Consider the following 13031-nt stretch of genomic DNA (forward strand, 5'->3'; position numbering starts at 1 on the left):
ATCCTCAATAAAAAACGTAAAGGTTCCACTTTCGCTTTCTACTAAGGAGCTTCTTTGCTCTTAAATTTTGAAGCACGCCGTTGTGCTACCCACATTATATGTTATCGATTTCATCCTGTCAATCGCTTATAAGATAGAATTTAAAATTTTTGTCACTTCTGCTGCTGTTGGTTGGACAGGATTTGTTTTGGTGCAGCCATCCATCAATGCGCCTTCAGCTATTTTTGGGATCGCAGCTTGGACTTCTTCTTTTGGTAAACCATAATCACTAAAAGTGGCAGGCATGTTTAATTTGTGACGGAGTTGCTTGATTTGTCGAATAAATTGTTGAACACCAATCCGTGCATTGGTTGTCTGTGTATCATTTAGACAATTTGCTAACTGCGCATAACGTTTGGCTGTTGGTTCGTTGGTGACTTTGCCATTCGCTAAGCCACTGTTATATGCAATGACTTCAGGTAAGAGCATTGCATTCATTCGTCCATGTGGCACATGTAAACGCGCACCGGCCGCATGAGCAATACCGTGATTCAAGCCTAACGAAGTAACATTAAACGCCATCCCTGCCATACATGAAGCTAAATGCATATTTTCACGAGCTTGTTGGTTGCTACCCTCATTAAAGGCTATTTCTAAATTGTCGAATACCAGGCGAACGACTTTTTCGCACAACGCATCTGAAATCGGATTTGCTTCTGTTGAAACATACGCTTCAATAACATGCGTTAAGACGTCCATTCCTGTATCCGCTGTGATTTTTGGTGGCACACTCATCACTAAATTTGTATCTAAAATCGCAATTTCTGGTTGAATTTCATCCGTTACAAGCGGGATTTTCGTGCCAGTTTCTGCAACCGTAATCACTGAAAAATTCGTAACTTCTGAACCAGTTCCACTAGTTGTAGGAACCGCAATAAACTCAGCAATCTGAGTTTGCAAAGTACGTTTGCCAAAAAATTTCATTGCTTTGGCCGCATCAATAGCGGATCCCCCACCTAAAGCTAATATCGTATCTCCTTGAAATGTTGCTAACTGCTTAATTCCCGCAGCGATTTTATCAATTGGTGGATCGGGGATGATGTCACTAAAAATTTGCCATTCACTTTTTGTTAAATGCTTTGTCACTTCATTCACAAATCCAGAGTCAACCATGAATGGATCTGTGACAATGAAAACACGTTTATCATGAAGTGTTTCCAAATTGGCTAATGCGCCTTCTCCTACCCATAGTTCGGTAGGGAAATGAATTGTTTTCATCTAAATTCCTCCTTAATAAAATACAAAAAGACACTTCAAACAAACGAAAAATCATCTGTCTGAAGCGTCTTTGCTTCCTTATGTATACGCCATTGTACACGAAACCTTATCCATAGAGTACAACGCCTTTAATTAATTGTCAATAAAAAAAGGGAATATAGCAGTACGTCATTGTACCTGAAATCTCCTTCAACATTGAAAGACCAGCCCAAAATTCCCAAAAGCACTTCCTCGTGCCATTAATTGGATTAATACAAATATCTTGGGCTGGATTTTCAACACAAGCGTTGTTAAGAAACATCCTGTTTTGCCTCGAAACAGCATGCCCAATAATGAAAAAATGAAAAGACCTGACTTAAAAGCAACCTTGCTTCTTCACAGTGGCGGGACCGTGCCAGATTCTCACTGGCTTCCATTCATATTTTTCATAAAATATTCGTTTAATCTATCTGAAATTTACCATAAGTTTTTTAGAAAAGCAACTGTTTACAATCCATCCTCTTTAATTTTATGGAAAACCTTTTCGCTTCGTTCATAAAAAACATCAGGTCGTTGTGCTTGAACATTTAAATAGCGAGCCAACGCATAAAAATAATCTGATAAACGATTGGTAAAAATTAATACCTCTTCGTTAATTTTGGCTGTCCAATTTAAACGAACAATGATGCGTTCTGCGCGCCGTGCAATCGTCCGAGCCACATGAACCATACTGGCTGCTGAGGTTCCGCCAGGTAAAATAAAACGATCAATATCTGGTGATTGTGCAGTGTAGAAATCAATCCGCTGTTCTAGCCAATGGACACTTTCCTTTTGTAATTTAAATGGTCGTTGTGCTTCAATCGGTGTTGACAAATCTGTTCCCGCATCAAAAAGTAAATGTTGTAAAGCTTCTAGTTCTTCTTTAATTTCTTGATTTTCTTGTGGAAGTTGGCTGATAATATAGCCGACCCAAGAATTCAATTCATCAATTGTTCCATAACTTTCAACTCGATCAGAATCCTTAGCGACGGTTGAGCTGCCGACTAATTTCGTCATTCCCTTATCGCCAGTTTTTGTATAAATTTTCATTCTGCTTCATCCTCCTCTAAATAATCTACTAATTCTTGCAAGCCAATTTTTTCAACAGAAGAAATTTCAAAAATTCTTGTTGCACCCGCACTTTTTAATTGTTGCCGAACAATCTCTAACTGCTGAGAATCTTGTGCTAAATCAATCTTGGTTAAAATACCAATGATTTCTTTCGGGAAAATACTACCAAATCCTGGTGAAAAAACTTGTTGTGTTTCTACAGCACTTTGAACCAAACCGATCACATCTGCTTCTGCCGCTGTGACGTTTAATGCATTATAATATTGCCGATGCAAAATAAACTCGCCCGGTGTATCAATCATTTCTGTATGAAATTCCACCGCCTGTGTTTTATCATAAATTAATTCTTTGCCTTGCAGAGCTTGACATAACGTGGTTTTGCCACAACCGATAGCTCCCATTAAAATGATTCGTTTCATCGCTACCTCCATAAAAAAGGAGCCCAAAGCAAGTACCATCACGTACTTAGTCTTGGGCTCCTTTGCCGATTTGTTAAAACACGCCATTGTGTTTCTGATTCTTTGCCTTTATCTTACCTGTTTCCAAAAAACTTGTCAAAGTTATTGAATAGTTTCCCAAACTTTATGTTGTTTCTGAAAATAGGAAACAATATCTGTTTCAAAAATCGTTTGTAAAAATTCTTTTGAAGCCAACGTTTGAAAATCACCTTGCGCGGCCACTTTCCCTTGCTTCATAAACACAATTTTTTCACTTAGCGTTAACGCTAAACGGATATCATGAAACACCCCGATTAACGTTTTCCCTTCTTGCGCACTCCACTCATTTAACTGCTGAATCAATTCTTGTTGATACCGAATATCCAAATGATTATTGGGTTCATCCAATAAAATAATTTCTGGATCTTGTACAAATAATTTAGCCAAAAATACTCGTTGTTGTTGTCCTCCTGAAAGCTGATTGACAACTTTATCTTTTAAAGGCAATAAACCCGTGCGTTCTAAATAATAAAGGACTCGTTCTTTTTCTTGTTTAGAAACAATAGGTAAAAAACGTTGTGCTTGTTGTCGATACGCCCCCATCAAAACTGTTTCGTAAACCGTATAATCAAAAGCAACTGTCGTGAATTGACTCATCATCGCTACTTTCGTTGCCAATTCCTTCCGCTTTTGTCCATGAACTTCTTGACCATCAATTAAAACAGAACCACTATAAGGGACAAGTCCGGCAATCGTTTTTAAAAGTGTCGTTTTACCGCAACCATTTGGACCTAAAATACAAGTTTTACTACCTGTCGGAAAAACGAGGGAAATATCTTTTAAAATGGGGGTTTGTTGGAGCGTTACAGCTGTTTCTTTTAATTCAATCATGCAGCAACGCCCCTTTTTTTAAAGTAAATATACAAGAAGAATGGCGCTCCAATCAAGGCTGTTACGGCCCCGATGGGAATTTCTCTTGGTGATAAAATCGTGCGAGCAATTGTGTCCCCTATTACCATGATGGTCCCACCTAAGATTGCTGAACCGGGAATCAGCCAGCGATGAGTCGCCCCTAGATAGCGACGGACAATATGTGCTGCTATTAAATCAACAAAACCAATCACACCGACAAATGAAACCGCACTTCCTGCTAGTAAACTAGCCAAAAGAATAATGCGTAGTTTTGCTGTTTTGACTTCTACTCCCGCTAACATCGCATGTTCTTCTCCTAAGCCAAGAACATCCAATGCGTTGGCATCAAACCAAAGAAACAGACTACTGACAAGCAAGATTGGACAATAAATAGCAATTTTTTGCCAATTACTGCCAGAAAAACTACCCATTTGCCAAAAGACTAATTGTTTCAAATAATCTTGGAAAAGTGCTGTAATCAACGTCAAAATAGCACCGACAAACAAGGTCATAATCATCCCCACTAAAACAACTGTTTGATTGGACATTTGACTATCCATTGTTTGCGTAAATAACAAAACTAAAAAGACCGTTGCTAAGCCAAAGATAAAACCAGTTAAAGGCAATAAAAATGCCCCTAAGATCGAAGCAGTTACTCCAGTTACCATGATTAACGCAGCGCCTAAGGATGCTCCCGCTGATACGCCCAAAGTATACGAAGAAGCTAAAGGATTACCTAAGAGCGATTGCATCACCGTGCCACTTACTGCTAAGCCTGCGCCCACGAGATAGGCCATCACGACACGCGGTAACCGAACATTCCAGATGATTCCCTCTAAAATCCCGTCTTCTGAAACCGTCTTTTTCACTAAAATTTGAAGCAAATCCGTAAACGAAATCTGAACACTTCCAATTTTAATACCCAAAAAGAGCATGCTCATACTGATCAAGAGCATCAGTATGAGACACGTTTTTTTACTCATCTTTTAAATCCTTATATTCCTCTGGATAAACAGCTTTTGCCATTTGTTTTAATGCTTTGGTAATGTGGTTATTTGGTAAAGAGCTAGACATATTATCAATTTCGAAAACTTCTTTGTTTTGAACTGCTGGAACGCTTTCCCAGTTTTTACGAGCTAAAATTTCTTTGGCGGGATCTTTCATATAGTTAACATTGGTTAAAATGATTTCTGGTTTTGCAGCAATGGCCGCTTCTTCTGTCACTGGTAACCAGCCTTTTTCATTTGCCAAAACATTTTTTGCCCCAATTGTTTCAATCATTTCATTTAAAAATGTCCCATTACCAAAACTATAAATGTCTGGTAAGGCAGCCACTTCAAACAAAACAGTTTTTGGTTTTTTAATGGTTTTACCAATTTTGGCTACTTCGTCGATTTCTTGATCCATTGTTTTGATTAACTTTTGTCCTTTTTCATGTTCAGATAAGCTATCCGCGATGAATTGGACGTCTTCTTTGATTGCTTTGATACTTGTACTAGTGGGGATATTAACGACTGTAATTCCAGCATCTTCCACTTGTTTCCAAACACTTTCTGAGCTAGCTAAATTGATGTCATTCACATAAACAATTTGTGGTTTCAAGGCAATCAATTTTTCGGCATCGACAGCCATCATATCCATTTGTGGTAATTTTTTTAAATCAGTCATCATTGTGCTACTTTGAGTATCAACTGCGATTAATTGATCGGTTTTACCTAAGTCTTCAATCACTTCTGTTGTTGATGGCACTAGAGAAATAATTTTGGTTGCTTCTTTGGGTAAAGTAATTTCTTTGCCGCTACGGTCTTTGGTTGGTAACGTTACTTCTGTTTTTTCAGAAGAGGTAGTTGCTTTCTTTTCCTGTTTACCACACCCTGCTAATCCAAGTGTTGCTACTAAACCTAAAGTCATCATTGTTAAAGTAAATTTTTTCATTTTTTCATCCTCGCATTCGTCTATTTTATTTTGGGGAAAATTTTTTGAAATGAACCTCCTTTGTCTCAACGTCAAAACAATACAAAAAAACCACTTTTTTCTCCAATAGAAAAAAAGCAGTCACTTAACTATGCTAATGATATACTCAGCCAGTTATCTTCAAAGCCCCTTCTTTTTCCTACAAAAGAATGATTAGACTTATCAAGCCGGTATCCTGACTTAGCTTCTTCTTACTCCCAATCCTTCCAGAATAATCTGTGGTCTTATTGGTTTCATCCACCATACAGTAGGTAGGTCTGTAGAGGATTCGCACCTCTTTCCCTGACACTTCATAAGTACATATATATTGTATCTTCGTTGATAACTAATTTTCAAACCAGTGATTAGACGTCTTTGTCTAATGACACACATTTATTATAACGGTTATCAACCATTTGTCAACGCTTCCTCAAGCAAAAGAAAAACTTTTCTTGTTTTAGTTATTAGACGTTGTTCCGTTTTTCTATTCATGATAAAATAAATCCTAGTTTGAATAAGAAAGAGGTTAACTTGATGAAAATCGTCATTTTGTTACTTGTTGCCTATTTATTAGGTTCGATTCCCTCAGGTGTTTGGATTGGCAAACTTTTCTTTAAAAAAGATATACGCCAATTTGGGAGTGGGAATACAGGAACAACCAATACATTTCGTGTCTTAGGGAAACCTGCCGGAAATACGGTATTATTAATGGATATCTTGAAAGGAACGTTAGCCACTTCATTACCCTATTTGTTTGGTTTACAAGGCGTGAACCCGCTTTTCTTTGGGGTAGCAGCTGTTTTAGGGCATACCTTCCCTATTTTTGCCAATTTCAAAGGTGGTAAAGCCGTAGCCACTAGCGCTGGCATGTTATTAGCATACAGCCCCACATTTTTTATTTATTCTGCTCTTATTTTTGTGATTTGTCTGTATCTAACCAGTATGGTGAGTTTAACAAGTATGATTAGCGCTGTACTAATTACACTTTCTACTATTATTTTGCCTTTCACTGTCCCAGCTATTTTACCAACATTTAACTGGTTATTAACCGTGATTGCGATTGCTTTGACTACTTTTATCTTTGTCCGTCATCGTGAAAACATTCAGCGAATTAAAAATGGAACAGAAAGTCGCCTCTCTTTTGGCTTACGTGCAAAAAAATAAAGAAAAAGGCTGTGAACATTATTTGTTCACAGCCTTTTTCTTTATTTTACACTAATCATATACTGTGTTTTAAATAGTTCGTTAGCTGGTAACTTATTGATGCCAAATTTTTCAGCAAGTTGGCCAGTTGCGTCGACAGCATCAGCAATCCCGCACCAAGGTTCGATACAGACAAAAGGCGCTTCTTTCGGTGTCGGTGACCAAATCCCTACAAAAGGCATTTCTGGATAACTTAATGTGACTTGATGGTCACTTTCGTCTGTGGCAATCGTAATTGCTGTTTGACCTTTTGTTTCAAAAATCATTGCATCATTTTCAAATAATTGATGCGTTAAGTCAAAGCTGGTATTCGTTTGGGCTAGCGTTTTATTCGCTAAATCAATAAACGGGCCTGCTAAGGGAATTTGTGTCCGTGATTTTTTAGGTGAAAAACTTAGATAATAATCTTCAAACGTTAGTGAAGATTCTAAGGGTACATTAAAGGCTGGATGACCACCAATCCCAAAATACATCTCTTCTTTCCCTGTGTTTTCTACTTGGTAGTTTACAGTCAATTCTTGATGTTCTAATGTATAAGTAATCACTAGTTCAAAATCAAAAGGATACTTTTTCTTGGTTTCTTTTGTTGATTTTAGTGAAAAAGAAACTTCTTCTGCGCCTTTTTCGATCACATCAAATACTTGATCACGAGCAAAACCATGTTGAGTTAAATGATACGCTTGATTTTGGTACATATACGTATCTTCTTTTAGACGACCGACAATCGGAAAAAGTACGGGCGCATGGCGGGCCCAAAATTCAGGATTTCCTTGCCAAATATATTCAATGCCGGTTTCTTTTGATTGTAAACTTACTAATTCTGCTCCTTCTTCAGCAAATGTTGCGATTAGAAATTCATTTTCAATTTGTACAGTCATTGCGTTGTCCTCCTAGTTGATACGAGCAATTGCTTATTTTTCCAACTCTTTAATAAATTGTTGATTTAACACTTTTAAATAAGTCCCTTTCATACCAAGAGAACGTGATTCAATAATGCCAGCTGATTCTAATTTTCTTAAGGCATTCACAATTACGGAACGAGTAATGCCTATTTCATCTGCAATACTTGAAGCAGTTAAACGACCTTCTTCGCCATCTAAGGCTTCAAAAATGGCGTGGACGGCTTTTAATTCACTATAGGAAAGAGTGTTGATGGCCATTTGCACGGCAGTCGCACTGCGAACTTCTGCTTCAATTGTTCTGGATTGATGATACAAAATTTGCATGCCGACAACGGTCGCACTATATTCAGCTAACACTAAATCATCCTCGTTAAAGGATTTTTCAACACGCGCTAAAATAATCGTACCCAAGCGTTTGCCAGCACCGTACAAAGGTACAATAGTGGTTAAACCAAACGGATATAGCTCTCGTGATTCAAAAGGAAATGCAGTTAAATCACTATCTATTGGAATATTGGCTTCGGTTACTTTGAGCATATCCACGGCCTCGGTGTATCCTTGAGGAAATTTTTTCTCTTTAAACATATTTTTGATACGGGTATTATTAACATCTAATTTTTCAGTATACCCCAACAAATCCCCTGAACTGCTAATAATATACGCATTACTTTCTAAAATATCCCCTAAAATCATTGCCATTTTGTTGTACGGAAGTTCTGCTTGTACGTCAAACAGATTGTTTTTTTGCAAAAGCTCGTTCACTTGACGTGTTTTTTCTAATAATGTAGCCATCTTTTCTCCTCCAGCCTTTTTTATAAGATGTAACGACTTAAATCTTCATTTTGAACAATGTCATTCAATTTTTCATTGACATATGCTTCGGTAATCGTAATTTCACCCATTTGCATATCTGGTGCTTCATATAATAAATCTTCTAATAAACGCTCTAAAATTGTGTGTAAACGACGCGCCCCAATATTATCTGTATCACGGTTTACATCATAAGCGATGTGTGCTAACCGTTCAATTGCTTCTTTTGTAAAGATAACTGAAACATTTTCTGTGCCAATTAATGCTACATATTGTTTAATTAAAGCATTGTTTGGCTCGGTTAAGATACTTACGAAGTCATCAGCCGTTAAATCATCTAATTCAACTCGAATTGGGAAGCGACCTTGTAATTCTGGAATCAAGTCACTTGGTTTTGACAAGTGGAAAGCACCTGAAGCGATAAATAAAATGTGATCCGTTTGTAAAGGACCATACTTCGTGTTAACTTGGGAGCCTTCAACAATCGGTAAAATGTCTCTTTGTACTCCTTCACGAGAGACTTCGCCCGAATTTTGTTGGCTTTTAGAGGTGATTTTATCAATCTCATCGATAAAAATAATTCCGCTTGATTCAGCTAAACGAATCGCTTCACTATGAATATCAGCGTCATTGACAATTTTTGCTGATTCTTCTTTCACTAATAAGTCTTGTGCTTCTTTCACCGTTACAGTACGTTCGATTTTTTTCTTTGGTGACAGAGCGCCTAACGTTTCATTTAAGTCGATGCCCATTTGTTCTAGGCCATTGTTCATAGCTGGCATCGTTTTCTTCGGTTCTTCAATTTCAATTGTTACTTCACGATTATCTAATAGACCTTTTTCCAGCTGTTCCAAAATTGTTCGGCGATTCGCTCGAATATCTTCCGTTACTTCTTCTTGTGCTTCTTGCTGTTGCTGAGCCATGTTAAACATGTTCATCATTTGTTCAAATTGATTACCACCAGCCTGTTTTTGTTCTTTTTTAATTCCAGGCACTAATACTTTGACTAAACGTTGATTGGCTTTTTTCAACGCTTGCGCATACACGCGACTGTATTGTTGTTTTTCAACAATTTGGATCGCATTTTCTACTAAATCCCGAACCATTGATTCGACATCCCGACCAACATAGCCGACTTCTGTAAATTTGGTTGCTTCAACTTTTACAAAAGGCGCATTGACAATTTTTGCGAGACGACGAGCAATCTCAGTTTTACCAACACCTGTTGGTCCAATCATTAGTAAGTTTTTAGGCGTAATATCTTGTTGCATATTTTCTTCTAATTGCAAGCGACGATAGCGGTTACGTAAAGCTACCGCCACTGATTTTTTGGCAGCTTGCTGTCCAACAATATATTGATCTAGTTCTTTGACTATTTCTTTTGGTGTTTTGTTTAATTCATTCATGGATTTTCCCTCGCTTATAATTCTTCTACAATGATATTATGATTCGTAAATACACAGATATCTGCAGCAATATTTAAGGCATTTTTAGCAATCTCTTTCGCTGGCATTTCTTTATCGCCAAAGTTTTTCATGGCTCTTGCAGCGGACAAAGCAAAATTACCGCCAGAACCAATTGCTAAAATACCATCGTCTGGTGTGATGACTTCCCCAGTTCCTGAAACTAAGAGCATTTCTTCCTTATTCATCACAATCAGCATAGCTTCTAATTTTTGCATAGACTGTTGTGTCCGCCACTCTTGGGCTAACTCAACCGCAGCTCTCGTTAAGTTTCCGTTGTATTCATTTAATTTTCCTTCAAACTTTTCTTCTAATGTAAAGGCATCTGCCACACTTCCTGCAAAACCGACAACGACTTCATCATTGTAAATACGGCGCACTTTTTTGGCTGTACCTTTCATAACGACAGATTCGCCCATTGTTACTTGGCCGTCACCAGCCATTGCAAATTTTCCATCTTTTTCGACTGCACAAATTGTTGTAGAGTGAAATTGTGATTCAACCATTATTGTTCCTCCTAGACGTTTCCCTCCATTATGCACGAGGATGAAACGTTCGATAATTTTTTTGTAAACTTTCTTTTGTCACATGCGCATATATCTGAGTTGTTGATAAATTAGCATGTCCTAATAATTCTTGAACTGTCCGCATATCGGCGCCATTATTTAATAAATGTGTCGCAAATGTATGGCGTAACATGTGGGGATGAATTTCCGCATTTAATGAACTTTTTTTAATTAGTTGGTTTAAGACATATTCAATCCCTGTTGGCGTGATTTGTTCACCATGATGATTAACAAAGACATACGGATGTTTTTTTTGATATTTTGTCATTAATAGCGCGCGGCCATTCTCTAAGTAATCCTTTAAGGCGTCTTGTGCAAATGAACCAAAAGGCACATAGCGGTCTTTATTTCCTTTTCCGTGAACCAATAAAACAGAAGCTTGAAAGTCAACTGCGTCCACCGTTAAGTTCGCACATTCACTGACCCGAATGCCAGTCCCATACAGAACTTCTAGCAACGCTTGATTTCTCAAATCAAGAGGTTGCTCACCTTGTGCGCTCTCAAATAATGCATCCATTTCTTTTTCATAAAAAAAACGGGGCAACCGTAACTGTTTCTTTTTCATATGAACATAGGAAAAAGGATTTTCTTGGATTGCTTCATTTTTTAATAAGAATTGATAAAAAGAACGCAGACTGGCAATTTTTCGACTAATCGAATTGCGGCTATATTCCTGATCGTATAATTCGCTCAAATAAGCCCGAACATCCAAATGTTCCACAGTCAAATAATTGTCACTACCTGAAGTCTTTAAAAACGAAAAAAAATGTTGTATATCTTCTTGATATGCTTTTTTTGTTTTTTCTGAATAGCCTCTTTCGACAATAAGATAACGAGCAAATAACTCAGGCCAATTCTTTTCTTCCATGTGATAGCCCTCCTCATTCGATTACAAAGTAACTTTAGCATAACCTTTTTCAAAAGACAATTAAGTTGTCAGAATTTAATCAATATTTCTAAATATGTTCACAATTTTAACTATTCTTTAGCTTTTGTTATTTTTTTCTAAAAATTAAAAGACTGAATATCATCGCATTTCTTAGCAATGATGCTCAGTCTTTTCTCATATTTTTTCTAATTTAGTCTAAAGATTGGATAACTTGAGCTTGGACATCTAAGGCCCGATTAGCAATTGCTTCATAGCGTTCTTTTTTGTCACGAATTCGTTCAGGTAACTCTGGGAAAAGCCCAAAGTTTGCATTCATTGGTTGGAAATGTTTGCCTTCTGCATGTGTAATATAATAAGCCATACTTCCTAAAGTCGTTTCGCGAGGGAATTCAATCGGCTCTTCCCCTTTGGCAAGACGAGCTGCGTTAATACCTGCAAGTAAACCACTTGCCGCGCTTTCAACATATCCTTCAACACCAGTCATTTGTCCAGCAAAAAACAGATCGTCACGTTTTTTTGATTGGTAGGTTGGTTTTAGCAACTCTGGAGAATTCATAAAACTATTACGATGCATGACGCCATAGCGAACAAATTCAGCATTTTCTAATCCCGGAATCATACGGAATACTCGTTTTTGTTCGCCCCATTTTAAATGTGTTTGGAAACCAACAATATTGTATAAAGAAGCTGCAGCATTGTCTTGACGTAATTGAATTACAGCATAAGGGCGTTTACCTGTTTTAGGGTCTTCTAGTCCGACAGGTTTCATCGGGCCAAACAACATGGTTTTAATGCCACGTTGCGCCATTACTTCAATGGGCATACAGCCTTCGAAAAACTTCTCTTTTTCAAACGTGCGTAAAGGAACCACTTCTGCATTGACTAGCGCTTCATGAAACGCATTGAATTCTTCTTCAGTCATCGGACAGTTTAAGTAAGCCGCTTCGCCCTTGTTGTAACGAGATTTTAAATAAACTTTATCCATGTCAATTGTTGATTTATCAATAATTGGTGCTGCTGCATCGTAAAAATAAAAGCCTTCAGAACCATTAAATTCTTGAATTTTTTGTGATAAGCTTTCAGAAGTTAAGGGACCCGTTGCAATAATTACAATCCCTTCTGGAATATCGGTAATCTCTTCATTTTTGATTGTAATTAATGGATGACTTTTAATTTTTTCAGTGATTGTTTCAGAAAAAGAATCACGGTCAACTGCTAAGGCGCCGCCAGCTGGTACAGCGGTTTGATCCGCACTACCAATAATAATTGAATTTAAACGGCGCATTTCTTCTTTCAAAACACCTACCGCATTGGTTAAACTATTTCCACGTAATGAATTAGAACAAACTAACTCTGCAAAATTTTCTGTTTGATGCGCTGGTGTCTTTTTGACAGGGCGCATTTCATATAAATCAACTGGTACGCCAGCATTGGCCACTTGCCATGCCGCTTCACTTCCGGCTAAACCGGCACCAATAATTGTGACTTTTTTTGTCATGTATAAAAATTCCTTTCTATGTCAAGAAGTTAAGAGCTGTCTCTTACAAACT

The 13031-nt window shown here is 37.6% G+C and carries 13 protein-coding genes and 2 riboswitches; of the genes, 1 reads left to right on the forward strand and 12 read right to left on the reverse strand.

Features of this window, described 5'->3' with window-relative positions:
* Positions 1 to 126: 126 nt before the first annotated feature.
* From MKZ30_RS06895 to MKZ30_RS06920, 6 genes are all read right to left on the reverse strand, one after another.
* Positions 127 to 1257, reverse strand: coding sequence for a 1-propanol dehydrogenase PduQ (locus MKZ30_RS06895; protein WP_010819397.1), 1131 nt, complete (start codon positions 1255 to 1257; stop codon positions 127 to 129).
* A gap of 292 nt (positions 1258 to 1549) precedes the next feature.
* A riboswitch (adenosylcobalamin (AdoCbl) riboswitch) is annotated at positions 1550 to 1699 on the reverse strand.
* A 44-nt stretch (positions 1700 to 1743) separates the two neighbouring features.
* Positions 1744 to 2325 carry a cob(I)yrinic acid a,c-diamide adenosyltransferase gene (locus MKZ30_RS06900; RefSeq protein WP_002408470.1) on the reverse strand — a complete coding sequence of 194 codons (582 nt, stop codon included), beginning with the start codon at positions 2323 to 2325 and terminating at the stop codon, positions 1744 to 1746.
* Positions 2322 to 2765 carry a EutP/PduV family microcompartment system protein gene (locus tag MKZ30_RS06905; protein ID WP_002363995.1) on the reverse strand — a complete coding sequence of 148 codons (444 nt, stop codon included), beginning with the start codon at positions 2763 to 2765 and terminating at the stop codon, positions 2322 to 2324. Before MKZ30_RS06905 ends, MKZ30_RS06900 begins: the two co-directional genes overlap by 4 nt.
* A 141-nt stretch (positions 2766 to 2906) precedes the next feature.
* A complete protein-coding gene (locus tag MKZ30_RS06910; RefSeq protein WP_002365688.1) occupies positions 2907 to 3674 on the reverse strand; it encodes an ABC transporter ATP-binding protein in 768 nt (255 codons plus the stop codon).
* On the reverse strand, positions 3671 to 4678 hold the full coding sequence (locus MKZ30_RS06915) for a FecCD family ABC transporter permease (RefSeq protein ID WP_033601231.1): 1008 nt from the start codon (positions 4676 to 4678) through the stop codon (positions 3671 to 3673). The genes MKZ30_RS06910 and MKZ30_RS06915 overlap by 4 nt, the downstream gene beginning before the upstream one ends.
* Positions 4671 to 5630, reverse strand: coding sequence for an ABC transporter substrate-binding protein (locus MKZ30_RS06920; protein ID WP_010816538.1), 960 nt, complete (start codon positions 5628 to 5630; stop codon positions 4671 to 4673). The genes MKZ30_RS06915 and MKZ30_RS06920 overlap by 8 nt, the downstream gene beginning before the upstream one ends.
* 187 nt (positions 5631 to 5817) lie before the next feature.
* Positions 5818 to 5977: riboswitch (cobalamin riboswitch) on the reverse strand.
* 205 nt (positions 5978 to 6182) lie between these two features.
* On the opposite strand from MKZ30_RS06920, the gene plsY reads away from it, so the two are divergent.
* A complete protein-coding gene (gene plsY, locus MKZ30_RS06925; RefSeq protein WP_249958746.1) occupies positions 6183 to 6812 on the forward strand; it encodes a glycerol-3-phosphate 1-O-acyltransferase PlsY in 630 nt (209 codons plus the stop codon).
* 41 nt (positions 6813 to 6853) lie between these two features.
* Here the strand turns inward: plsY and MKZ30_RS06930 are convergent, their stop codons facing one another.
* The 6 genes from MKZ30_RS06930 to trmFO form a co-directional block, all read right to left on the reverse strand.
* Positions 6854 to 7729, reverse strand: coding sequence for an aldose 1-epimerase family protein (locus tag MKZ30_RS06930; RefSeq protein ID WP_002408466.1), 876 nt, complete (start codon positions 7727 to 7729; stop codon positions 6854 to 6856).
* A 33-nt stretch (positions 7730 to 7762) separates the two neighbouring features.
* Positions 7763 to 8545, reverse strand: a complete 783-nt coding sequence (gene codY / locus MKZ30_RS06935) for a GTP-sensing pleiotropic transcriptional regulator CodY (RefSeq protein ID WP_002408465.1) — start codon at positions 8543 to 8545, stop codon at positions 7763 to 7765.
* Between the two features lie 20 nt (positions 8546 to 8565).
* Positions 8566 to 9969, reverse strand: a complete 1404-nt coding sequence (hslU, locus tag MKZ30_RS06940) for an ATP-dependent protease ATPase subunit HslU (protein ID WP_002408464.1) — start codon at positions 9967 to 9969, stop codon at positions 8566 to 8568.
* 14 nt (positions 9970 to 9983) lie between these two features.
* Positions 9984 to 10532: an HslVU peptidase proteolytic subunit gene (gene hslV, locus MKZ30_RS06945; RefSeq protein ID WP_002357489.1), complete on the reverse strand. Its 549-nt coding sequence runs from the start codon at positions 10530 to 10532 to the stop codon at positions 9984 to 9986.
* Positions 10533 to 10560: 28 nt separating this feature from the next.
* Positions 10561 to 11460 (reverse strand): tyrosine recombinase XerC, encoded by a 900-nt coding sequence (gene xerC, locus MKZ30_RS06950; RefSeq protein WP_002398307.1) that lies wholly within the window; start codon positions 11458 to 11460, stop codon positions 10561 to 10563.
* 211 nt (positions 11461 to 11671) lie between these two features.
* Positions 11672 to 12979 (reverse strand): FADH(2)-oxidizing methylenetetrahydrofolate--tRNA-(uracil(54)-C(5))-methyltransferase TrmFO, encoded by a 1308-nt coding sequence (trmFO, locus tag MKZ30_RS06955; protein ID WP_002357486.1) that lies wholly within the window; start codon positions 12977 to 12979, stop codon positions 11672 to 11674.
* Between the last annotated feature and the right edge of the window lie 52 nt (positions 12980 to 13031).

The sequence above is a fragment of the Enterococcus sp. LX10 genome (assembly GCF_023539285.1).
Classification (GTDB): domain Bacteria; phylum Bacillota; class Bacilli; order Lactobacillales; family Enterococcaceae; genus Enterococcus; species Enterococcus faecalis.